The sequence below is a fragment of the Nostoc sp. CALU 546 genome (genome assembly GCF_048836525.1).
Genome location: NZ_JAWJTF010000104.1, coordinates 1 through 21,389 on the forward strand (window position 1 = coordinate 1; position 21,389 = coordinate 21,389).

Annotated in this window: 25 protein-coding genes and 1 riboswitch; of the genes, 14 read left to right on the top strand and 11 right to left on the bottom strand. The window is 42.0% G+C overall.

Translation table 11 applies throughout. The annotated features are described in order from the left end of the window. The first annotated feature begins 139 nt into the window (after positions 1-139). On the top strand, positions 140-871 hold the full coding sequence (locus RRG12_RS34105; protein ID WP_420762258.1) for a ribosomal protein L7/L12: 732 nt from the start codon (positions 140-142) through the stop codon (positions 869-871). A 95-nt stretch (positions 872-966) separates the two neighbouring features. Here the strand turns inward: RRG12_RS34105 and RRG12_RS34110 are convergent, their stop codons facing one another. After that, the gene (locus RRG12_RS34110) at positions 967-1,356 is read right to left on the bottom strand and encodes a pentapeptide repeat-containing protein (protein ID WP_420762259.1); all 390 of its coding nucleotides are present in this window, start codon (positions 1,354-1,356) and stop codon (positions 967-969) included. 205 nt (positions 1,357-1,561) lie between these two features. On the opposite strand from RRG12_RS34110, the gene RRG12_RS34115 reads away from it, so the two are divergent. Further along, positions 1,562-1,954: a hypothetical protein gene (locus RRG12_RS34115; protein WP_420762260.1), complete on the top strand. Its 393-nt coding sequence runs from the start codon at positions 1,562-1,564 to the stop codon at positions 1,952-1,954. Between the two features lie 250 nt (positions 1,955-2,204). On the opposite strand, the gene RRG12_RS34120 is transcribed toward RRG12_RS34115, so the two are convergent. From RRG12_RS34120 to RRG12_RS34130, 3 genes are all read right to left on the bottom strand, one after another. Next, positions 2,205-2,711, bottom strand: a complete 507-nt coding sequence (locus RRG12_RS34120) for a pentapeptide repeat-containing protein (RefSeq protein ID WP_420762261.1) — start codon at positions 2,709-2,711, stop codon at positions 2,205-2,207. Positions 2,712-4,688: 1,977 nt separating this feature from the next. Next, the gene (locus RRG12_RS34125) at positions 4,689-6,227 is read right to left on the bottom strand and encodes a relaxase/mobilization nuclease domain-containing protein (protein WP_420762262.1); all 1,539 of its coding nucleotides are present in this window, start codon (positions 6,225-6,227) and stop codon (positions 4,689-4,691) included. A 2-nt stretch (positions 6,228-6,229) separates the two neighbouring features. Beyond that, the gene (locus RRG12_RS34130; RefSeq protein ID WP_420762263.1) at positions 6,230-6,634 is read right to left on the bottom strand and encodes a plasmid mobilization protein; all 405 of its coding nucleotides are present in this window, start codon (positions 6,632-6,634) and stop codon (positions 6,230-6,232) included. Between the two features lie 689 nt (positions 6,635-7,323). On the opposite strand from RRG12_RS34130, the gene RRG12_RS34135 reads away from it, so the two are divergent. Together RRG12_RS34135 and RRG12_RS34140 are read left to right on the top strand one after the other, a co-directional pair. Then, the gene (locus RRG12_RS34135; RefSeq protein WP_420762264.1) at positions 7,324-7,755 is read left to right on the top strand and encodes a hypothetical protein; all 432 of its coding nucleotides are present in this window, start codon (positions 7,324-7,326) and stop codon (positions 7,753-7,755) included. 78 nt (positions 7,756-7,833) lie between these two features. Further along, complete coding sequence (locus RRG12_RS34140; protein WP_420762265.1) at positions 7,834-7,962, top strand: hypothetical protein; 129 nt, start codon at positions 7,834-7,836, stop codon at positions 7,960-7,962. Here the strand turns inward: RRG12_RS34140 and RRG12_RS34145 are convergent, their stop codons facing one another. Together RRG12_RS34145 and RRG12_RS34150 are read right to left on the bottom strand one after the other, a co-directional pair. Further along, positions 7,963-8,802 carry a nucleotidyltransferase domain-containing protein gene (locus RRG12_RS34145; protein ID WP_420762266.1) on the bottom strand — a complete coding sequence of 280 codons (840 nt, stop codon included), beginning with the start codon at positions 8,800-8,802 and terminating at the stop codon, positions 7,963-7,965. It abuts the gene before it with no gap. A gap of 18 nt (positions 8,803-8,820) precedes the next feature. Then, positions 8,821-9,324, bottom strand: a complete 504-nt coding sequence (locus RRG12_RS34150; RefSeq protein WP_420762267.1) for a GNAT family N-acetyltransferase — start codon at positions 9,322-9,324, stop codon at positions 8,821-8,823. 420 nt (positions 9,325-9,744) lie between these two features. Then, positions 9,745-9,829: riboswitch (ZMP/ZTP riboswitch) on the top strand. Positions 9,830-9,866: 37 nt separating this feature from the next. Between RRG12_RS34150 and RRG12_RS34155 the strand changes: the two genes are divergently transcribed. Beyond that, positions 9,867-10,418 (top strand): GNAT family N-acetyltransferase, encoded by a 552-nt coding sequence (locus RRG12_RS34155; RefSeq protein ID WP_420762268.1) that lies wholly within the window; start codon positions 9,867-9,869, stop codon positions 10,416-10,418. Positions 10,419-10,485: 67 nt separating this feature from the next. After that, positions 10,486-11,301 (top strand): creatininase family protein, encoded by an 816-nt coding sequence (locus tag RRG12_RS34160; RefSeq protein WP_420762269.1) that lies wholly within the window; start codon positions 10,486-10,488, stop codon positions 11,299-11,301. Between the two features lie 91 nt (positions 11,302-11,392). Here RRG12_RS34160 and RRG12_RS34165 read toward each other — a convergent pair whose 3' ends face one another. The 4 genes from RRG12_RS34165 to RRG12_RS34180 all read right to left on the bottom strand — a co-directional run bounded on the left by RRG12_RS34165 (position 11,393) and on the right by RRG12_RS34180 (position 15,839). Further along, entirely contained in the window at positions 11,393-11,788 is a 396-nt protein-coding gene (locus tag RRG12_RS34165; protein ID WP_420762270.1) for a hypothetical protein, read from the bottom strand. Between the two features lie 65 nt (positions 11,789-11,853). After that, positions 11,854-15,003: a plasmid replication protein, CyRepA1 family gene (locus RRG12_RS34170; RefSeq protein ID WP_420762271.1), complete on the bottom strand. Its 3,150-nt coding sequence runs from the start codon at positions 15,001-15,003 to the stop codon at positions 11,854-11,856. Between the two features lie 486 nt (positions 15,004-15,489). After that, the gene (locus RRG12_RS34175) at positions 15,490-15,666 is read right to left on the bottom strand and encodes a hypothetical protein (protein WP_181927228.1); all 177 of its coding nucleotides are present in this window, start codon (positions 15,664-15,666) and stop codon (positions 15,490-15,492) included. Further along, complete coding sequence (locus tag RRG12_RS34180) at positions 15,663-15,839, bottom strand: hypothetical protein (RefSeq protein WP_181927227.1); 177 nt, start codon at positions 15,837-15,839, stop codon at positions 15,663-15,665. Before RRG12_RS34180 ends, RRG12_RS34175 begins: the two co-directional genes overlap by 4 nt. A gap of 271 nt (positions 15,840-16,110) precedes the next feature. Between RRG12_RS34180 and RRG12_RS34185 the strand changes: the two genes are divergently transcribed. From RRG12_RS34185 to RRG12_RS34210, 6 genes are all read left to right on the top strand, one after another. Further along, on the top strand, positions 16,111-16,503 hold the full coding sequence (locus RRG12_RS34185; protein WP_420762272.1) for a hypothetical protein: 393 nt from the start codon (positions 16,111-16,113) through the stop codon (positions 16,501-16,503). Positions 16,504-16,506: 3 nt separating this feature from the next. Continuing rightward, positions 16,507-17,046: a hypothetical protein gene (locus tag RRG12_RS34190; RefSeq protein ID WP_420762273.1), complete on the top strand. Its 540-nt coding sequence runs from the start codon at positions 16,507-16,509 to the stop codon at positions 17,044-17,046. Between the two features lie 74 nt (positions 17,047-17,120). Then, positions 17,121-17,264, top strand: a complete 144-nt coding sequence (locus RRG12_RS34195) for a hypothetical protein (RefSeq protein WP_190735106.1) — start codon at positions 17,121-17,123, stop codon at positions 17,262-17,264. A 104-nt stretch (positions 17,265-17,368) separates the two neighbouring features. Beyond that, the gene (locus RRG12_RS34200; protein ID WP_420762274.1) at positions 17,369-17,620 is read left to right on the top strand and encodes a hypothetical protein; all 252 of its coding nucleotides are present in this window, start codon (positions 17,369-17,371) and stop codon (positions 17,618-17,620) included. Beyond that, a complete protein-coding gene (locus RRG12_RS34205; protein ID WP_420762275.1) occupies positions 17,592-17,783 on the top strand; it encodes a hypothetical protein in 192 nt (63 codons plus the stop codon). The genes RRG12_RS34200 and RRG12_RS34205 overlap by 29 nt, the downstream gene beginning before the upstream one ends. Before the next feature lie 507 nt (positions 17,784-18,290). Further along, positions 18,291-19,859, top strand: coding sequence for a group II intron reverse transcriptase/maturase (locus RRG12_RS34210; protein ID WP_420762276.1), 1,569 nt, complete (start codon positions 18,291-18,293; stop codon positions 19,857-19,859). A 73-nt stretch (positions 19,860-19,932) separates the two neighbouring features. On the opposite strand, the gene RRG12_RS34215 is transcribed toward RRG12_RS34210, so the two are convergent. After that, positions 19,933-20,199 (bottom strand): hypothetical protein, encoded by a 267-nt coding sequence (locus RRG12_RS34215; protein WP_420762277.1) that lies wholly within the window; start codon positions 20,197-20,199, stop codon positions 19,933-19,935. A gap of 14 nt (positions 20,200-20,213) precedes the next feature. Between RRG12_RS34215 and RRG12_RS34220 the strand changes: the two genes are divergently transcribed. Beyond that, positions 20,214-20,660: a hypothetical protein gene (locus tag RRG12_RS34220; RefSeq protein WP_420762278.1), complete on the top strand. Its 447-nt coding sequence runs from the start codon at positions 20,214-20,216 to the stop codon at positions 20,658-20,660. A gap of 12 nt (positions 20,661-20,672) precedes the next feature. Beyond that, a complete protein-coding gene (locus RRG12_RS34225; RefSeq protein ID WP_420762279.1) occupies positions 20,673-21,389 on the top strand; it encodes a hypothetical protein in 717 nt (238 codons plus the stop codon).

Consider the following 21,389-nt stretch of genomic DNA (forward strand, 5'->3'; position numbering starts at 1 on the left):
TATCCTTAAATATCATTACCGTTGCGTGAGGGTGATTGCGCTCTTTCTGCTCAAGCCTGTGCAATTACGGTATGGTTATCAAAACTGAACCAAAAGCTTCTCGGTTGGCTAATCTTCGCTTTAACAAATAGGGGGCAGTATGGCTTTTAATGATGAGCTGATAAAACAGTATTACGAACATCTGTATGAAAGCCATGTGCTGAAACAGTATCGAGCCTACATCCAAAACAAAGAACCTGACGAAGATGAGGAATTACTTGGAAGATACACTCTCGATCTTCGTCGCCACCCAGAAATGCTTGAGAATCTACCAGAATCTATAAGGAGTGCATATAATTATTACGACGCACGGATAGCTAAATGCGGTTTGGGCTGTGTTAGAGTCTGTCAAGTGCCATACTCTAACGACTTTACCTACGCCGTGCGCGTATCGACTGATGGTGATGATGGGTGGCTAGAGATTTATGACCAGCATGGATGTGAAATCGGTGTAGGACGAACTTACATAGAGCTTATAGGCTGGGGCAAGATAGATGAAATCCGCCGGCAAGTTGATGATTTTGATTTTCCAGTTAGCCTAAGCGATAAAGAGAAAAAAACGCTGTGGCAGTTTGGTTCTTGCGTTATCCGAAAAAATAGTTCTGAGCGATTTTTTGTGATTGCTGAGGAAATTCCAAGCGACAGACAAAAAGATGCTATTAAAATCATCGGCGATGCCACAGGAGTTAGAGATAAAGCCGTTTCAATTGTGCTTGAATATTTACCCCATTCAGTTACAAGAAATATATCAAAACAGCAGGCTGAAGATATCTGCCAAAAATTGACAGAACTTGGTGCAAAAGCCTCCATCAAAGAATTTAGCCAATCTTAATAGTGTTAGAAATTTTTTTTCTTAGTTGATTTCTTAGTTTTAATTAGAATTTACGAATTCTTCGGGTGCAAGCAAACTCGCCTTTTACAGAGGAATTATTCAATAGTCATAGGGCCTTCAATCAGGACTCCATCTGGATTAATAGTGTTACGAACGAAAGCACTTTCCAAAGTCCCCAACCTAGCACCTCTAGTATTGGCATTTTCTAAGTTAACCCCCAACATTTCGCAACCACTCAGATTAGCTTTACTCAAATTAGCCCCACTTAAATTAGCACCACTCATGCGACCCCAAAGAGCCGCACTGATATCACTCAAATTAGCACCGCTCAAATTAGCGTCACTTAGATCGACTCTACTCAAGTTAGCTCCACTCAAATTGATATCTCTGAGATCCACCCCATTCAATTTAGCCCCACTCAAATCAATTCCTTGAAAATTTCTCTCGCCATCGGCATAACGTCTGAGCAATTCGGCAGCATCCATAGATTATTCTTTGCACTAATCAACAGCTTAATAATGGGAATCATCCCTGAGCGTATCCAGTTACTAACGTACTGTTAGTGAAAGTGATTGGCTGTGAAAAAATTTTATCCACTGACTTTTAGCCGCTTTCCCTTGAATGTCGTCTAACCCACATTACACGACATTAAAACCACAAACGACAAACGTATATTTGAAATAGACAAGTGTGATTTATATTCGTTTTAGCAACAACAGTTATGGCGGTGAGATTGATCTGTCAGGTACATCCACCGATCTCAAAAGCATTCGCCAATCAATTCTTGAATTGCTTCAATCTCAGGATGTACAAATTTGTATACCTGCCAACGAAGTTGACCCAGCACCTTATGATTCTTGTTTAAATTCGTTACTCATTCGTAAGAGTGATTGTTCTCTCAAGGTTATGGTTTCTGCCAGTTCTTTAAGGATTGAAGGAACAGCAGAGAAACTGAAAGTGTTTGCAGGCTGGTTTGATTTTAATGATAGTACGGAATCAGGCTATCATAACCACTTTAACTACTACGAAGGAAATGAGTGGGTTGACCCTGCCTCAGTTCCATTAGTAATTTCAGTTCAGTAATGTGTATATGATCAACCAGATTGATTTGCGATCGCCGCCTTAACTTCGACCGAGCAAGGAAGTTGCACAGTAATGGCGGCTGTCAGCCTTATATATCAAGCTTAAGAGCAAAGTAATTAAATTTTTCTTAATGCGTTTTCTTACTTCCATCTAGTTGAATAGAGAATCAACTGATTTTTAATAGCAGTGCATAAATTTAAATCTATATAGCTGAGGGGAGTATTATTTCCCACCTCTCTCAACTCCATCATCACTCAATCCAATCAGGGCCTTTGAAGAAACTTCCATCTTCTCTAAAGGTTTTATACACCAAAACACCTTCTCCGAGAGGAGGAAAATTTTTGGCTCCCCTGAAGTCAGTTTTTATGAATTTGGCAGTACCACCAATCGCCGCCCTATAGAGGTTAGCCCCATCAAATACAGCAGCAGTTAGGATAGCATCATTAAGATTGGCATTGGAGAAGTCAGTCCCTATGCAATCAGCACCACTCAAGTCAACTCCTCGCAAATTGGCATAACTGAGATTGGCATTAGTGAGGTTAACACAAAGCATTTTGGCTCCACTCAAGTTGGCATGGCTTAGGTTGGAGCCAGTCAAATCAACACCTATCAAATCGGCTCCACTCAAGTCAATTGAGCGCAAATCTTCTCCATCCAGCCCTGACGAACTGATTCTCATTTCAGCAAAGTCTCTCTCCCCTGCTGCGTATCTCTTAAGCAACTTTCGACGATCAATAAACTTTCTTTCATCTTCCATAAACTAATTTAATTATTCCTAAATTTAAAACGCTATCTTTACTGCTTTGTTGCCATAGCAATTAAACATTAATATACCTAAATGTTTTACAATGTCTTATTTCCAAGATTTAAGAACTCGTTGCGAATCATGCGACGAAGTGGAGTGGTAGGGGCGGGTTTGTAAATCTTGTCAGCCCAACCAGTATCTTAATGCCCGTCCCTACCACCGCATGATTCGAGCGAAGCGGCAACGAGTTCGCAGGATCAACGTGAGATTATCGACTAAAACCCCTAGACCGTTGCTTCTGCTTAAGCATTTCTTGCTGCTGCTGTTCAACAAGAATCTCATTCCAAGTTCGCCCACTAGGTGCAATTCTTTTTCTTGTGATCAAACCTGACCTTTAAATTATCTTCAGTACACTGTTGTCTGCCTAGACACAATAAGAATACTTGATACAAAAATGAGTATTGCGGGTAGCAATAGGGAGTATTTAGGCGGAGAATTTCTGTTTTGCTTCAAACGGACGCTCACACCTTTTGGAGCAAAAATGAGTATTTGCGCGTCATCTAAAGCAAAATTATTGCTATTAATCAACTCTTGAGCAAAACTCTACTTTTTCATATTACTTTATACTACAATTGTAACCTAAAACCTGCACTCCACTTTTGAATTACACCAAAGCTATGCTGTAAACACCACTTATTACATAGCTTTTATGTAGATTACAAGTATTGAAATAGTAGTTCTAAATACCTTGCCCAAGTGGTAGCTGTTGGGTAGCTCAACTGGTGACACACAGCTACCAATTGAGTAGTAAAAAAGCGAGTTGTTGAAAATTTGATCATTCCCCAACTGGTAGCTATAGAGTAGCCCTACAGCTACCAGTTGAGCATAAGACATTTAGAGAAATTTTCGGGCGTAATGCTTACTGAATATGACTTACAGCAAATTTTGAACGCCTGTTTTATTCTCAATAACTTCAAAATTATTGAGAATACATAATACATTTGTGTTACAATTGTGCTTCAATAATTCTTTCATTAACTTAACCCAGCCCTCTTAATATCCGATGATTTCTTTTTCATGCCTGAATAGAAATTGTTCCTTTTACAATCTCCACGCTTGTTAATAGAGATGAAACTTGTTTTAAGTAGTGAAATTGTCTGATTAATCACAGTTACAAATAGCAGACATTTTGCACCTAAAACCCCGATTCCTGTGCAAAATGTCTGCTATTTTGCACAGCTTATACACGCTTTTAACTGTTATAGCTGTCATTAAATGTTGACAATCAGGTACAAAATGTCTGCTATTTTGCACATCGCTTTGACCAAAAAATTGGTGTCTAATACATACACCAACTACCCTTTAGCCATTTTTATCAAACTTCTTCATTCTCAATAACTCTAAAATTATTGAGAATAAATAATACTTTTGTGTTGCAACTGTACTTCAAAAATCCCGCTCAATCGATCAACTTCTTCAGTAAGTGAACCTGAAATTTCCACTGTGAGTTCAGGAGTCATTGTATATATTGAGCGTTAACTGAAACAGAAACTCGTCTAACGCAACAACTACACTAAACACTTATAAAGCCGTAGACTTAGTGTAGTTTAACCGTACTAAATCAGTCTCATCTGACACTAATATTTTTGGCCGTCCAAAAGGACAAAAACAGTGCTTTCTTGTCCTTTTGGCCGTCCAATGAGCGCAAACCTTACTCAATTGTCATGCTCTGCTGACAAATGCCCACCTGTCAACGGCCGTCCAAAACATCAAAAACAGTGGTTTCTTGTCCTTTTGGCCGTCCAGTGTTTTTGATAAAAATCTTATGTAACTTATATCCAGTCTCAATTACAGCCACTTTGAGGCGCTATTTCTATTGTCAATAAGATGGGGTCTTATTGAGAATGCGTAATCATAATATGTTGCAAATGTACTTCAAAAATTCTTTCTTGAACTTAACCCACGAGTCAGGTGTATGCTCGGCGTGGCTCACAGACTAAAACCACGACTACGCGACTGCCGTTCGCGTTCAAGTTCCGCTTCATAAAAATGAGCTTTTAATTCCTGATTCCAATCAGGATAAGTCGGTTTAAATCTTTTACCATTCGGTAACAATTCTAATACTGCACTAGCAGTTTTCTCCCCCTGATCATCGTTATTAAATGCCAGAACTACCCTATAGCAATTTTTGAGAAATTCTAGGGGTAAATTGTTCGGTTCATCAGCTACCATAAACATTGTTCTCATCGATGGTAAGGCTCCAGTTTTGGCTAGGACATACACGCCTACTGACACCGCATCAATTGGCGAAGAACATAAAAAGACGTTTTTAATTTCTTCTTGTGGATTCTGCCCCAAATTTATATGAAACCAACCATTTGAAACAGAGGCGTTTTGGTCATACTCAACAGTCTGATGATTATGTCCGGGGTTTGACCAAACTAATGCACCAGTTTTTTCACCATCCAGATTACGTTTGATAAATAAAATCTGCTTTTGCTCATTGATGTAAAGCAAATTGTGGTTATGTAATCTTTCAATAAAAGAATCTGGTATACCGCGTTTCTCATTCAAGTATTTATACAATTTGGGCCACAGAGCTAGATCCTCCGTTGGTGGAGTGAACTGAGGCTGCTGTTGTTTGCGTTCAATATCTTGAAAGAGTTTTTCTAACTGCTCAACTGGGAGTGGTTTAACAGGTTTGAGCAGCAATTCGTTAATAGGTTCATCATCGCGTTGTGGCTGGTAGTCAATTTCCTTATGTTTTTGTAAACCTGGGAAGGTGTAGGCAGGCCCCAAGGAAGTACCGCTAAATTTCTGGTCATTCCAGGAATACGAGATGCCTTTACTTTTACCGTTGCGTGTTAGCCCATGACGCACCTCAATACCCAACAGTTGCAATCGTTCCATCAGTTGGGGCATGGTCGGTTTATCTACTGTGGCGCGGTCGATTAATTCAATTAACTGAGTCTTGATAGGCTGTTGTGGCGGCGTGTTTCTCTCACCCTGCTCATATTCTAGTTGCTCTCTTTCAACTCGTCGCTGTTGCCCTACGCTGGGGGCGCGGTTCAGTTTCTCCTTGCTATTGAGGGTCTGCTGCAACCCATATTCTAGTTCTAGCTGGCGAATGATTTTTTCAGAGCGCACATACTCCCAGCTATCACGGGTAATCTTGCCGTCGTCCAAACTGATTCTACTAGCACAAATGTGTATATGGTCGTGGTTGCGATCGCTGTGGCGGTAGATGGCATATTGGTTAGCTGTGTAGCCCATTTCTGACATATACTTGTCGGCAATCTCACACCAAGTATCATTGTCTAGCTGTTCGCCTGGGCTTAGTGAAAGCGAAACATGATGAACTACTTTTTCTGCTTCTGGATTAAGTTGTCGAGACAGTCGGAATTCTCTGGCTAATTCTCTGGCATTTGTGCCAAACATATTGCCGCCAATTAAGGATGACTCCTCTTTGTTTTCAAGATAGTCAAGGAGTCCACGAAAGCTTTTACCTTTGGTTTGGTTGCCAATCATTTTTACTCCCAGTCTTCACCTTCACCGTCGTCATCAATATCATCGTCATCAGTGATTTCAGTTTCGATTTGGGACAGTTCCCGACCAATTTGTTGTAAGAGTTTTTGTAGCTGTTTTAGTTGTTCTGGATCTGCGGGTGGTCGCAGTCCCATTTTAATAGCTGTGTTTGTAGCTCTGGTGAGTTGATTAATATTGCTGCCGATGCGGACTAATTCTCTATAAGTAGCTAGGGTTATTTTGCTCAATCGTTTGGGTAGTGGTTTTAGTAAAACACTACGTCTAGTTAATTCAGCTATGCTTAGTCCCGCGTCTTGTGCTTTGAGCTTAATCATCTCGTGTTCGATTGCGTTGACACGAGCTTCTAATGTCTTAGTACGAAGCAGGTTTTTTGACAGTTTCGGGCGCATAACTGTGGGAGGTATGAGAGGGGGTATCCAAAGGGGGAAACTTCCCACTTTGGCAAGCCTGTCGTCCGAGCGTAGCGAGGTTTGCCGTAGGCAAAAGGCACGGCTTGCTTCTAGCCCAAATACGGGAGAGGGCTAGCTTCTAGCCCAAATACGGGAGAGGGCTAGAAGCAAGTGCTACGTATATACGGAGGTATGGCGAGAGGCTGGAGGCGGGAGTACAAAGGCGTAGCCGCGCTGCTGAATATCCTACAACTTACAGGGGAGGATAGCAACGGCGTAGCCGGAATTTGAATCAAATCAAGCAGGAGATAAATTCTGGTTCAGCGTAGCCACCATAGAGGAGATAAAAACGGCGTAGCTGCTATATGAAAACTCTCTGATTCAGTGAAGCTGCCACACAATATAATAGTCCGGCGTAGCTGTAATACGAAAAGATAATTCAGCGAAGCTGTTTTAAGTAAAATTCTCTGATTCAGCGTAGCTGTAATAGTCAGATTTTGTAGCATTAGCTTGAATAAGAAAACCAGCGAAGCTGCCACACTAAAAAATCTAAAGTGTAGCCGTAATATGAAAAGGTAATTCGGCGTAGCCGCAATAGTCAATTTTTTTGAGGATTTTGAAAACTTTCTTGGTACAAATTATTTCAAATAGCCGATAATTATCAGTTAATCGGTATTCACGATATAACCATGAGTGAGCATCAGAATTCAGAAGTAATTACGAAAGAGAAGATTGATGAGGCTATCAAAGCGCTTAAGGAGCAGAAGCCGAAAGAGCGAGAGTCTGTATCAGACAGAGACGCAGTTCGCAAAATGAGACGGTACATTGAGAAGCTGACTTCTTCTAAGTATGGCTATACTTACGATGAAGTATCGGAGATGCTGAAGGGTTTGGGGATTAATTTGACTGGCAGCAGAATCAAATATTTAATAGGCGAGTTGAAGAAAAGCAGCCGTCGCCGTCAAAAAGCATCTGACAGCGATAGTAGTGCATCAGTTCAGGGGGCTGTTGAAAATCAGTCAGAAGTTGTTGAAAGCAGCGAAGCTAAAGAAGCACCTGTAAAGAAGACTTCGGGCAAGAGTAAAAAAACAACAGCCAGCAGCACAGAAGCTAGAGGATAAATCAGAGCCAACTAGAGAACTAAACAGGTCAGCTTTTGTGCCAACAATTTACAAGGATGACGAAATCTAAGCTGGTTTATGAGTAAAACAACTACTTCTCACAGAAAAAAAGCAGCAGTCAATAAAAGAATAGTGCTGTGTAATGGAGAAAAGGGAGGCACAGGTAAAAGTATTGGTAATAATTTAAGCGATTTAAAAATAAATTAATTAACTATTATAGTAATTAATGCTGCTTTTACACAATTCAATTAAAATATTAATCCAATGCAAGTCGGTTTTCATATCTCGGTTTAATGGCAATCTTTCATAAAGTTTGATAACTTGCTCTTGATATACATCCAGTAAAATACTTAAAGAATTAAGAATAGATTGTTTTTCTAATAAGGGATAAGAGTATTTTAAAGCTGCAATCATTATTTGACTACCGCGTTGTTCAAAGTGAGCCGATACAGATGAAGAAGGTTTTTTTTGAAAATAATCGTCAAATTGAATAATTATTATCCGAAAATTGTCAAGCAGAGACTGAGCATAAAAAAGTTCTCCACGCATAGCTCGACGGTATACTTCTTCAGCGTGCGCTAGTCCTTTGCTAATAAGTCGATTTACTTCATCAATAGATAGTACAAACTCTAAACCTTGAGAGGCTTGAATAATTTGATATATTAATTTTTTAGAGTCAAAAATAATTAAAATAGGTTGTAAAAACCAAGGTGATGGCTGTAGGTCTTCTGGTTTGTAGTAAAGAACATCAATTTTATTGAATGGATGAAAATGAGAAACACAAATCCAAGGAATTGCTGTCCACTCGTTGTAAATCCATTCTCCCCAATATTTAGGAGCAGAAAAACGCTCTAACAAAAATTGCTCGTGTAATTCTGGTTGCACAACAACCCGAAAATCAATATCTGAAAATTCATCAGCCTTACCTGATGCCACTGAGCCTTGAACGAATAAAGCCTCAACGCCTTTCTTGGCTAAAAAATAATCAACGGTTTTTTCAAGTAAATTTTTACGTGCTGTATTCAACTCATTCGGCTTAAAGTTCATTATTAATTATTTATCTAATTACAATTTTTTTCTCATCCGAATAGATGGCATTTTTTGACCAGAACGTAGGGGATGATCTTCAAAACCTTCATTCATATAACCATTAACTTGATAAAACGGTTCAGCATTAAGCGAAGCGTTCAGATGTAATTCTAACAATCCTTGCTCACGCGCTAATCGCTCTAACTCTTGAAGTATTGCGGTTCCTACTCCAGAACGACCGAAACTTGGAGCCACGTACACAGCACGTAGCTCACTATTACTGACAACAATTGCACCGAAGCCCACAATTTGACCATTAATTTCTGCCACAATTCGGGTTTCTTCCCCAACAACAGTATTGTCTGCAAAGGCTTTGATTTTAGAGGGCGTAATTGGAGATCCCCAATCTTGAATAATTTCCTTTGGATAACACGATGAAGCAGTTCCATGAATCGCCGCTCGGTGTACCTTTAAGACGCTCTCTGCATCTGATGGCAAACAACTTCGTATTTTTATATCTGACTTGACAACTTCCGACATGATATTCTCCTCATGAAGGATTTCTCTGTTTTATCAAAAGTATCTTTGCTAGCTAGTCTAACCCTCTTTGCAGCACAGCACGCCAGTTTTGGGCGAAAGTTTTTTTTGAGCCTGGAATGCTTTCTAAATCGTTGCCACTACAGCGAATACTGCTGTTGCACATTGCTTGTGCATGAGAGTGCAGTAATAGTTATGCACTTTTAATGTGGAACATGGCACTAGCACATTGCAAGAGCCGTATTTAGCATTAATTGTTATGCACTCTTTAGGCGAGAGCGCCTTTGGCGCAAGCTTCTCTACGAGACGCTACGCGAATGCGAACGCAGTCAAAATGTTGCTATCAAAATATAAACTCCCAAAGTGACGGAAGAAGGATATATTTAATATTATTGATGGCTAAAAGATTAGCTAAAACCATCAACCTCCTCATGTGACTGGCGATTTAAGTAGAAAAAACTACTAGGGAGCATGGGGAAATCTGATGCCGAACGCCTGGGCAGCCACCTTATGTAAGGCAATATGTGTCTTTAGAGGAACTGCTTATGGTTAGCGATAGCAAACAACTCTGTCTCCAACACGCCAGCATATCTGAGGTTCCATCCCTTCACCAAATCTTGGTGGCTTGCGGTCTTGATATGAAAGACCGCTTCGGTTTGAGTCACTGGATGCCGCCAAATTATCCGCTTGAGCAAATGCTCCACGATGCTATGGAGCAGGAGGTTTACGCCGTTACAGTCGGCGAGAACCTAGTAGGCACTTTCACACTTGAGATGATGACAACAGTTCCATTGAGCTACATCAAGTATGGAAACATTCTTTGGCAGATATCAGATGTTCCGGCAGTGTATGTACATAAACTAGCAATACTTCCATCTTGGCAAGGCAAAGGGATAGGAACATGGTGTATGCAAGCTATTGAGAAGCTTACCATTGAGCGCGGTTACTGTGCTGTACGGTTGGATGGAGTGAAGACACACCTAAAGCTCTTGTCTTTTTATAAAAGCCGAGGATATCAACAAGTGGGAGAACTAATTTACAACTCAGATGTGTGGGTTGATGCAATTGTTTTTGAGAAAGTTTTAGTATTTCTGTAGCAATCAATTCTAAAATTTCTGTTCCTTAGTAGACTCTACCGTATTATTTCAAATACCCTTCTAAACAATGTCAAAGCGCTACTGGCATGAACTCACAACGGTTGATTTCCGAAATCTCGATAGTAGCAACATAGCTATCCTGCCGATAGGCGCGATTGAACAGCATGGGCCACATTTGCCAGTTTGGACTGATACACGTATCGTCAACGGAATAATCGAGTGCTTCTTGACCGAGGGTACTGATTCAGCTAATGTACTGGTTCTGCCAACGCAGACTATTGGTCAAAGCCTCGAACATCTGGATTTTCCCGGCTCTTTGGCGCTTTCTCCTGATATACTCTTGGAAATTTTAAAACAACTTACGGCAAGCCTCACAGCAGTTGGTATCCGGCGGCTGTTAATTCTAAACTCTCATGGCGGCAATCAATCCGTCATTAGCGAAGCAATTCTAGCACTACGCCGCCGCTATAGTATGCTGGCAGTTGCAACAAGTTGGTTTGCCCTTGGCGTTCCTAAAAGTATTTTCAATGACTACGAGATGAGTCTTGGTTTGCACGCAGGTGCTATCGAAACATCACTAATGCTGCATCTCGAACCGGATTTGGTCAGGCGGGATCAGATGAAGCAAGCAAAACTGAAACCCTTTGTCCTAGAGTCAAAAGATTCGCTTCTGAGTCCGTTCGGCCCAGCAAACTTCGGCTGGTTGAGCCAGGATATTTGTGAAACTGGTGCTTGGGGCGACGCAACCATCGCCACTGCTCAAAAAGGTGAACAAATTCTTAAACACATTGTAGGTCGTCTCGGTGAGTTGGTTGAACAAATTGCTCAGTTTGATTTAAGCCATCTCCAACCCGCTGCCGTTGATCCACTACAGCAAGGATGATCTTTCACCTTATCCCTGTTTTGTCACTTTTGGAGAATGCAATAGCCCAAAGGCTTACAGAGCTTTAGTTTCCAGCTTCTGGCTATAAATTTTAGCCCCCCCAACGCTGCGTAAATCGGCTCACCCAAGCTTGGGAGATTTCAGCAATATTCGCGATCGCGGGTTGGGTAATTTTCTGTTTTGACTGCCAAAGTTGGGTTAGAGCATTGACTATAGCGTGTCCTGTTTGCTCACTCGCGTTACCCGCTTCTGGGCAGAGTTGCAAAGCATCAACGCTTTCTAATTTAACTCCTGGTAATTCACGATCAAGGAAACCCAAATCATAGTCAGCGCAGAAGTAGAATGTTAGCTCCACATTGGAGCGACGATGAGCGCGTAATCGACCAATCTGGCGGAAATAGAAGGTTCGTGTCACCAAGCGCAGTCTGATAATGAACTTTTCATTTTGGCTAGAGTGAATGCACAAAACTATTGAGAAATTAGCCACGCTCTCACCAGCACTGCTTTTGAATATGGCAGTGCTGGTGAGAGCAACAATTTATCAGGTCTATTTCAGTCCCTATTTACTGGTGTAAGTTCAGTGAACGGCAATAAAACTACTGTATTGTTGGTTAAGTTCTGACATCTGGCTCTACTGTCTAATGTTTTGCTCTGTACTAAGAACTGGTCATCATCTCCCGTGACGGTACATACAAGTCCAATCAATGTTTCAATAAGGGATTTCGAGTGATGTTGATTTGGATCTCCTAGATTATTTTGAGTATTAAAAGACATAGATGATCCATCAGACTCTCCAAGATTTTTCAGCCTTTCGCGTCGTGCGGCACGTTTAGCTAATATGAACATCAGGTTAGACCAGATTTCAGCATCAAGTCGGTAGACTTTAATTTTTTGCCTTTCAAAGCCCGGCTCAAACCTCGACCAGCGAAAAGCTGCTTTAATTCCCAACTGCGATAACATTTGATGCACAACCTGAACATCACTCATTTTGTCGCTAATGGTGAGTTTGAGATGGTGGAATATTTCTGGGGCATATTGGCGAATCTTGTCGGCGTAGGGTTTGAGGTCTGCAAAAGTCCATTCTTTGAAAGGATCTAAAAAGTCGTTTAATCCAAATGCTTCTCGCATAGAGCGCCGCAGCGCTGTACCAGAAATATCCCACGGGCAAACAGCTTGATTCCAATTAGCTTGTTTCTCTAATGATTTGGCTGTTCTGTCAACTCCTAATTCGGGATAAAGTTGCGCTTCTAAGTTGAGCAGTTCCCCACGTCGTCGGCCTTCTTTGTCCCAAAGTACATGTTCTATAGTTAGCTCGTCTACGCAGTAGAAATCTTTCAGATAATATTTTCTAATTGCTAGTGCGTCTTCTGGTGAAACTGCTTCTTGGGATTCCAAGAGGGCAATTTCTGGATAAGTTAAATCGGCAGCAGCTACTATGTCTTTGGCTTCAATTTGTTTGATTTCGTCTTTGGCTGACTTTAATAACAGTTTGACAGCTTTATCCGATTCTCGATTATCAATTGTAATCTGATGCCCTTCATGTCTGAGTCGAATTAGCAGTGCATCAGAGAGATTCATCATCGAATAATTCTGCTCGGCACTAATTCGGGCATACAAATTAACATGAGGGTTTGATTGCCAATCGAAATTAGCAATACCTTCAACAATATCTGGTCTAAGGTTGGAGCGGACTAAACTAACAGTGGCATCTGTTCTCTGTTGTAATTGTGCTTTAATTTCTAGATAATTACTGGAGCGAGAAACTTTACAGTAATTTGTCCCACGTTTGGCACACCAAACCACACGCTCTACGTTGTCTCGCACGCGAATTAAGGATTGGGACATATCAGCGTCGGTGGATGATGCGCCAGTGAAAATTCCATAGACTTTCTCGACTTTATCTGGAATTTCTATGCTGACTCCGGTGGCGACTGTGGGAGAACAAATAATTACGTCATATAACCCTGAAGCTAATACTGCATCGGGATTTTTCAAAAACCTTTTTTCGTCTGGATTGCCACTGGTTTCTGAGTTAACCAGCAGGATTCTAATACCAGGAATTTCTTTTTGTAGCAGTCGGGCTGTTGTCTTGCTGGTGGCTTTGCTATCTGTGGTGACATATAGCGCCTTACCTGGCAAGATGTTTTGTGCATTTTGGATTAACTCGTTTATAACAGCTGATTTATCTTTGGCTTGAATAAATGTGACGTGGTAAGGTTTGGGTTGATAGTCGTTATAAATTAAGTAGATTGGAGCCGGATCTGCTTTCAGTTCCCAGAGGTAATTTAGGGTTGGGTTGTTTAAATCAGCGTCAGCAACAATTATCCTCCGGGCGACTCTAATTAATTCTGCAAATCTCGCTAGTAATGCGGGACGTTTCCCGTCTTTATCGCAAGTACTAGAAGTTAGTAAGTGACGAACAACTTGGACAATTTCATCAATCATTAAGTCACAGCCAGCAAATTTTTTCGGGTCGATGGCTAGGAGTGAATCAACACAGAAACCAATTCGGAAGCTGTAAGCTCCTCCTTTGATAAAATTGCCGTTGACTTTATCTAAGTCGCCTCGGTAATCTAAATCTGCCCTGGCACATAAATTCTGTACGAGCGCTATTCTGTGACTCGGTGCTAATAATTTCGGAGAATGCGCTGTAGTTTTGGCCATAAACTTAGTTTTACCAGTGCCTTTGCCTGAGTTAAGGGCAATAATTCCTGACTGGGGTAAGTCTTTGATCTCCAAGGTCGATAAGTCGGCTGTGGTCACTTTTAATGAGGGTTCGTAAGTTAACCGATTTTCTAAGCGTTGCCACAACTGCCAATGTGTTACTGAAAGGGCTTGGTTTAAGGCAGTTGACCACGCAGCCACGCCAGCGTTGACAATTAAATCATCAACGCCTTTACACAGTCCTTTTTGACCGTCCCAGATGGCGATATCAACTATTGAACCGGCAGAGGTCAGTAATCGGCTAAAGCGGAAAGTCGCAGCGTTAACCCGTCTCTGGGTTAGAGTATTGGTGTCTTGGTCAAAGGCGAGGGTAATTTTTCTCCCCTTAACAGCAAATCGTGCTATATCTGAGATTAGATAGGGCTTGACAGGGTTGCCTAATAAATCCTTGCTACGGTAGCCGCCGTTAATTCCGTAAAGGGCAATGGCTACATACCCCTGTGACAACAGGCATAAGGATTTTTTACCGCCTTCTGTAATGATGATTGGGATTTCTGGGTGGAGTTCTAGCCAGTCCCAGAAACTTTCGCCAGGAGGGGGGACTTCTACGCCGTAGCGGTTGGCTATTAAGCGTCTATTTTCTCGGTTGACGGTGGGGAGATAAGCCCGTGAACCATTGCCAATTGGGGTTTCGTATTTTTGTTCTTTGTCTTTTTGAGCATCAGTCCTGGGTTTACTGAGTTTGCCTTGCCAGGGGCTACCGTCTTCGTTAAAAAATATTGCGGCGTGGAGTGTGGGTTTGGCTTGATGCCCAAATCTGGTATATTTCCAGTTCAGTGCATCGTGGATTGGGGTTGATACATCCCCTCCAGCACTAATTTCTATGTCGGAGACGATGCGGATGTTATCAGTGTAGAGAGAAATTGCGATCGCAGAGCCGGTAAGAAATTCTCGCTCAATTCGGCTGGCAAACTCACTTAAGCTTTCTACTGGCAGTAGGTTTAGAGCAGATGGTAGAACACTGGATAGATTTTTCAATTTCTTTCTCCTGGCAGGGGTTAAATTGCCCTCGCCAAGAAAAGACTGATGTTCAACTTTTATCTACAGAACAGTTGGCGTAACTTGTGCGGTAGAGGGGAAAGAGTCAAGTAGTTTCGGTAAAGCCTTCATGCCTGCTTTTATTCTTAGGAATCTGTTGGAAATAAATAATAGACATTTATAATCAAAGAAAGGCTCCACTTGATTCTTCTTCAGTGGCAGTTTTACATTCTGTCTTTCCTGGCGGGGTGTAGGCGTGGTAGGTGTTGGTAGCACCGAATCCACAATGTACGTAGCGAAATCAAATGAAAAATTTGAGTCAAAGTCTGTGAGTTTGCACCTCGCAGGCTTTTTGGCTTTTATTGGCTCAAATTCCAGGGATTAAAGACATAAATAGAAGTCAGTCATTTGGTTAGGGTTAGGATGTTGTTTGGTAGTCAGCATATTATCAAGTAATATTAGACACATATTGCAATCTGGTGGACGTTAGTAAAAAGTCAGAAAATTTCTCCGTATATACAAAACAATGGGGTCGGCATAGTGTTTCTGAGAGCCAATGCTGCTCACCCTATTTGCGCGGTTGTGGCTAGCTTGGTGGACTGCCAACTGCTCTAATCTTTGCTCAACGCGAGTTCGTCTGTGTGGTTCTGTTGTGTTGGTCATACTACTTTTTCTTTATTCTCCCGCTCAAGCCATAGCGCGATCGCCTGCTCTAATCCCTCTCCTAAAGAAATCTGCTTAAGAGTACAAGTGGCTTTAAATTTTAGCCCTATGTCTTTTTTTACATCCCCAGACATTTGCATATAGTTGGGGTCATTTCTTTTCGCTGCCGACATTCTTAAATCACTTTACATAATATTTCTCCAGTTTATTCCAAACATGTTAATAAAATATCTTCCTATCATGTTCACATGCTAGCAAAACTATGCTAGCATGTGAACAAGCAAAGTTTAACACCTCAGAAAACGCAAATCACCTGTTAAAAACGTCCAAAAGACTTAACTGAACGGGGTTGCAGACAGATAATCAACGAAATTATTAAATAAGGTGTTAAATACTCGCTAAAGCGCTGTTAAAGGTTAATTTACTCACTAAATAGCCTGTATTATGAATCGTTCACAAGCTTTTAGTTTGGGGAGTTCTATCGAACCAGACAGCATTTATGTTGATTTTGCCGTCACGAAATCAGAACTAGCGCGACTGTTAGACGTTACTAGACCAACTGTTTGGAAATGGGACAAGATTGCATACTTTGCCCTTGAAGGCTACCGGGAAGCATATCCCATCCAGACAGACAAAGCTAAACGCCAGCTATGCGAACGGGATAAAGAAGTCCCTCTAAGCCCTTACCAAGTATGGGTATTGAGCCGTATAAAGTCCCTGATGAACTCGCTGCGAATTGCCGCCAGGGTAAAAGCCTATATTCGTGGCAACCCTCACTACTTCTCAGTTTCTAACTTCCAGTACAAATCAAATCAAATTTTTCACAAAGGAGCATAAATCATGACTGATATCACTATCAAAAAAGCTGCTGTTGACCTGGGAATTGCTGAAGATGCCTACCGTTTCATGCTGGCTGACTTCATGCCAGATAACTTTGAGTCTGTCTCAAAAGTCCCGTTAGATGTGGCTGATTTGGTTGCTAAGGCACTGCTTGCCAAGACAGAGGGTCAAGCACTCGCACCTATGGCGGATGACTCTAACTTGTCTATATCAGACCAACACTCAATCATTTCTGGAGTTAACAACACTCTTGCAGACTTCTGTGAAAGCATTGTCATTGAGTCCCATAATCTAACGACTGCGATCGCATTTATCGCTGCCAAGCGTAACGCTGCAAATTTCCGGCATACCTATGAATCTGTGTTTAGTGATGAGGTAGGTAAGTACGTTGACGAGCTTAGTCTAGCTCTAGCTATGACTGCTCAAAAAATTAATGACACCACACCCAATGATTTTTTATCCCAACGGGGAATTACCCCGCGTCAACCCAGCACCAGCAAGGCAGTAGAGGAAATATTGAATCTAGCAGCAAATATTTAGAATTTGCATCAAAGCTGGCATTGTCAAATCATCGGTTTCTATTTCTCTTGCACTTCATTTCAAAGGAAAGAAAAATGCACTTACTAACTGAAGTTTGTTTTTATTCTGGTGTGGCTACCCTCTCCCTAATTGGTGGTGTAGCTGCTTGTATATCGCCTTTGGGAGTTGGGTTATTTACTGTGGGCTTAGTAATGTATGTCAACCAAAACAAACAATAATAGGGACAAATTAGAGGCTGATTATCAGTGGCTTGCTTTCAAAATCCGCCCAGTCCTTTTAATAGCTTGCATCACAATTCCTAGTTTCTTTGGAGCTTATATCTATGCAGCAAATTTTGACTGTAGAGCAAATTTTAGCAATTCTCAAAGGGAAAGAAGAGAGTTTGAGGATGTTGAGGGCAACGCCAGAGTACATGAAACTAGAGGCATCAGAGCGATTCACTACGTCAAATGACCTCCGCCTCGGTGATGCCATTCAAGCACTCTTCGAGATTCACGAAGCCATCCTAAATATCGATTTATATTCCCAAGTCGAGGGACAACCAAATGCTTTCAACGACAGCCTTACAACGTAACCACCTGTACGAATTTCGCGGTCAACAACTGCGTTACAGCTATCGGTCTAATTCTCGAATCAATGCACCTTTCGTTTTTAACGACTCTAAGGGCAGAAGAAAAGAATTAAGCCGTGCGATTCGTTGCTTAGTGAATCACGGTAATCAGCCCGTACATAACTAAGCCAGCCTGACAGCAGATTACTGTCACTAAAGGCTGAACTCTCAGACTGATGTGGGTGAAAGTCCCACCCGCTAGATTCAAGCGTGAATCCTTATCTGCCCACACCGAGTAGACTCGTTATCTATAGAGTGAAGCTGGGAACAGGGCGCAATCAGACGGCTGTTATGGGCTGACACTGGCGCTAACAGGGAGTTCCTACGGTGAAACCGAGCCTAGAAAAGTGACCTATTCTTAAGCGGGGCATAACTAAAAACCCCCGACTTCATCAGAGTCAAAACCCGCAACTCTGCGGCTTAGGAAGTTGCAAGAATCTAGGGTTTCTGATGGTCAAATTGGCTACACCTAACGGAACAATCAATCATCTGAGGGAACGAATAAAAACGAGTCAGAGGTCTTGGGACGGTCGAACCCCAAGTAGGTAAGACGAGCTACGGAACTCCTCTGATTTCGGGTAGGATGCGGCGTAATTGCTGCAAGGTATTCAGAAAACACAAAACGGAGTAAAGCATGATTAGGCACTGTAACAAAATTACAAGTGAATCTTGGAAATCATTACCTTGGAAGAAATTTCGAGCGAACCTTTTCCGCCTACAAAGAAGAGTGTTTAAAGCCATTCGAGAAGGAAACAAGCGCAAAGCTTTGCAACTTCAAAGGCTAATTCTGAAATCCCGTGCGGCTAGGTTTCTGGCAATTCGTCAAGTAACACAGCTAAACGCTGGGAAAAAGACGGCTGGCATTGATGGTAAAGCGTCCCTGACGTTTGAGGAAAGATTCAATCTCGAAGAAGTCCTCAAACAACAAACCACTTGGTATCACTCAGGGTTGAGAGAGATACCCATACCTAAGAAAGATGGCTCCACCAGAATGCTAAAAGTCCCAACAATCGCAGATAGAGCTTGGCAATGCCTCGCAAAATATGCACTTGAACCAGCGCACGAAGCAACTTTCCACGCTAGAAGTTACGGATTTAGACCTGGGCGCTCTGCCCATGATGCACAAAAGTACATCTACAGTAATCTTAGCTCTAGCGCTAATGGAACCAATAAAAGAGTTATCGAGCTTGATATTGAGAAATGCTTCGACAGGATAAACCACACCACCATCATGGATAACCTGATTGCTCCTAAGAGCCTGAAACTTGGAATATTCCGTTGCCTCAAGGCTGGGATAAATCCTGAGTTTCCAGAACAAGGTACACCTCAAGGCGGGGTGGTCAGTCCACTACTAGCCAACATCGCCCTAAACGGAATCGAAAGTATACACAGGTATCACAACATACAGGGACGAAGAATCACTAATAACACCCCTGCCAAGGATATCATCGAGCCATCAATCCGTTATGCGGACGATATGGTAATCATACTCCGACCCGTAGACGATGCAGAGCAAATACTCGACAAGATAAGCCAGTTCCTAGCTGAAAGAGGAATGAAGGTTAGTGAGAAGAAAACGAAGATAACCGCCACGAAAGATGGGTTTGACTTCCTCGGCTGGAACTTCAAAGTACAGCAAAACGGAAAGTTCAAAAGCACTCCCTCAGTGGACAACTTTAAAGCTTTCCGTAAGAAGGTAAAAGCTATCGTAAACAACTCGAATTATGGGGCTAGGGTAAAAGCTGAAAAGCTTGCACCGACAGTTAGAGGATGGAGAAACTACCACAAGTCCTGTGATATGAGCAGTACCAGGGATTCCCTCTGGTTCATCAATCACAGAACTTGGACAGTATTCAATAAGGAATCAAAGAATACCAAAGAATCAACCACTGAGTTGATAGCAAAGGCATTCCCAAAAGTTCCTTACTCCGAGAACAGCCACATAAACGTTACAGGGAATAAATCACCCTTTGACGGAGACTTAGCTTACTGGACTGAAAGGAACAGTAAATTATATGACGGCGAAACCTCTAAGGCGCTCAAGCGTCAAGACCATACTTGTGGATACTGTGGACTAAAACTGCTAAGTGATGAGAGAGTACACCTACACCACGTAGATGGAAATCACAACAATTGGAAGGCTAAGAACCTTCTAGCTATACACGAAAGCTGCCACGATTATCACCACATGGGCAAAAGATAAGGGAAAAGTATTTCGAGTATCCCCTAGCGCGAAAACCCGTTAACCAGTTAAGAAAGTAAAACCAAAAGCGGCTTTACTTTCTGGGATAGGCAAAAACACAGGAATAATTACCTTGTCTAAGAATATCGGGAGCCGAATGAGGTGAAAGTCTCACGTTCGGTTCTAACTGAGAGGTGCGGAGGATAATACCTCCCATCGACTCAACCAAAACCAAGTGCAGAGGGAGGTTTTTGAACTTGTTGAGTTTTGTGAGAACTGATGATGAAGCGATCGCACCTGCCGGCAAGCTTGGCGATCGCCTAATCAGGATGTATCTCTCGCCGCAAAACGAAAAGTACACAAGGATTCTAACAAATGACACTTGACTACAAAAATCCCAACGATTGGGGCAAATCACCTCTGACTGATCACGCCCTGAGATTAGAGCAATTCAAAGTAGAAAATCCTGAACAATGGGCAGCAATGATCTCAGCAGATATTGAGGCACTTTCCACACCATTGGAAGAGAGTGAAGATTACCCACCTTTCACCGGAACGGAATTTCTAGCGACTCATTCAACCATCGATGACCATCCATACTCTGCTGCATTTGGTCAATTTTTGGGCAATGGGATTGACGCGGACATTGCAAATATCTTGGCATTTGGTGAGAACAGATTTGATTTAATTTCTGAAGATTTTGACGACCCACTACGGCAATTAGCAACGAGAATTTATAGCCGATTTGAGGACATGGGGTATTGGGATGAAGAAGTACCCAAATCTGACGATGATACGAACTACGACAACATACCTTATTAGGAGAATAACGCAATGGACTTTGCAATACGTAATCCGGTAGTTGGTCATAGTTCGCATATTGACGAGAAGGCGCAATCTTGGGGAGGGTTTGAGTCTGATATTCTGGGCTATCTTTCGGATATAAATAAGCTCGAACAATTTGCGGATTATGCCAATAATGCCCAAGAATTATCTGACCGATTAGACCCGTTCTTAGACAACGCTAAGGTGGTCTTTGAGGCGATGGAGAAGCTAACAAAAGGGCAAGTTACCTGGGTCGAACTTCGTAAACAATATGGCTCTCATGTTGCGGGTGCTATCGCTAAGATTCGCAAACTCAACTCCGAATTTGATTCAGAGATGAGCAAGATAGATGCCCAAGATAGAGCAGACCTTCTGCGAATTGACCAAAAACGTAAGCACGGACTAGCCGAAGTTGCAGCCCAATTACACCACGATTTGCAAGCAGAATTGTGGAGACATGAAAACAAAATTAGCGGCATCGAAAATAGGCAAGTTGTGCAAGCCGAAAGACAGGCAATCACTACGGGATTAAGAGAGAAACGACAACAACTTTTAGCCCGTGCGCGGTACGGCTCAAGGGCATTAGAACCCAATCAAACACCCCAGGAAGTGATACCAGTTACTAGCCAAAATCATGCACCTGCGTCTAGTGTTTCTGCAACGGGAACAGTTCGCGGTTGGGGTGCAATGCTGGGTAACTTGTGGCAGAAATTAGGCGACAGATAA

Coding starts and splice junctions, on each gene's coding strand:
- RRG12_RS34105 (WP_420762258.1), top strand. CDS start 140: ATGGCTTTTAATGATGAGCTGATAAAACAGTATTACGAACATCTGTAT.
- RRG12_RS34110 (WP_420762259.1), bottom strand. CDS start 1,356: ATGGATGCTGCCGAATTGCTCAGACGTTATGCCGATGGCGAGAGAAAT.
- RRG12_RS34120 (WP_420762261.1), bottom strand. CDS start 2,711: ATGGAAGATGAAAGAAAGTTTATTGATCGTCGAAAGTTGCTTAAGAGA.
- RRG12_RS34125 (WP_420762262.1), bottom strand. CDS start 6,227: ATGATTGGCAACCAAACCAAAGGTAAAAGCTTTCGTGGACTCCTTGAC.
- RRG12_RS34130 (WP_420762263.1), bottom strand. CDS start 6,634: ATGCGCCCGAAACTGTCAAAAAACCTGCTTCGTACTAAGACATTAGAA.
- RRG12_RS34135 (WP_420762264.1), top strand. CDS start 7,324: ATGAGTGAGCATCAGAATTCAGAAGTAATTACGAAAGAGAAGATTGAT.
- RRG12_RS34140 (WP_420762265.1), top strand. CDS start 7,834: ATGAGTAAAACAACTACTTCTCACAGAAAAAAAGCAGCAGTCAATAAA.
- RRG12_RS34145 (WP_420762266.1), bottom strand. CDS start 8,802: ATGAACTTTAAGCCGAATGAGTTGAATACAGCACGTAAAAATTTACTT.
- RRG12_RS34150 (WP_420762267.1), bottom strand. CDS start 9,324: ATGTCGGAAGTTGTCAAGTCAGATATAAAAATACGAAGTTGTTTGCCA.
- RRG12_RS34155 (WP_420762268.1), top strand. CDS start 9,867: ATGGTTAGCGATAGCAAACAACTCTGTCTCCAACACGCCAGCATATCT.
- RRG12_RS34160 (WP_420762269.1), top strand. CDS start 10,486: ATGTCAAAGCGCTACTGGCATGAACTCACAACGGTTGATTTCCGAAAT.
- RRG12_RS34175 (WP_181927228.1), bottom strand. CDS start 15,666: ATGACCAACACAACAGAACCACACAGACGAACTCGCGTTGAGCAAAGA.
- RRG12_RS34180 (WP_181927227.1), bottom strand. CDS start 15,839: ATGTCGGCAGCGAAAAGAAATGACCCCAACTATATGCAAATGTCTGGG.
- RRG12_RS34185 (WP_420762272.1), top strand. CDS start 16,111: ATGAATCGTTCACAAGCTTTTAGTTTGGGGAGTTCTATCGAACCAGAC.
- RRG12_RS34190 (WP_420762273.1), top strand. CDS start 16,507: ATGACTGATATCACTATCAAAAAAGCTGCTGTTGACCTGGGAATTGCT.
- RRG12_RS34195 (WP_190735106.1), top strand. CDS start 17,121: ATGCACTTACTAACTGAAGTTTGTTTTTATTCTGGTGTGGCTACCCTC.
- RRG12_RS34200 (WP_420762274.1), top strand. CDS start 17,369: ATGCAGCAAATTTTGACTGTAGAGCAAATTTTAGCAATTCTCAAAGGG.
- RRG12_RS34205 (WP_420762275.1), top strand. CDS start 17,592: ATGCTTTCAACGACAGCCTTACAACGTAACCACCTGTACGAATTTCGC.
- RRG12_RS34210 (WP_420762276.1), top strand. CDS start 18,291: ATGATTAGGCACTGTAACAAAATTACAAGTGAATCTTGGAAATCATTA.
- RRG12_RS34220 (WP_420762278.1), top strand. CDS start 20,214: ATGACACTTGACTACAAAAATCCCAACGATTGGGGCAAATCACCTCTG.
- RRG12_RS34225 (WP_420762279.1), top strand. CDS start 20,673: ATGGACTTTGCAATACGTAATCCGGTAGTTGGTCATAGTTCGCATATT.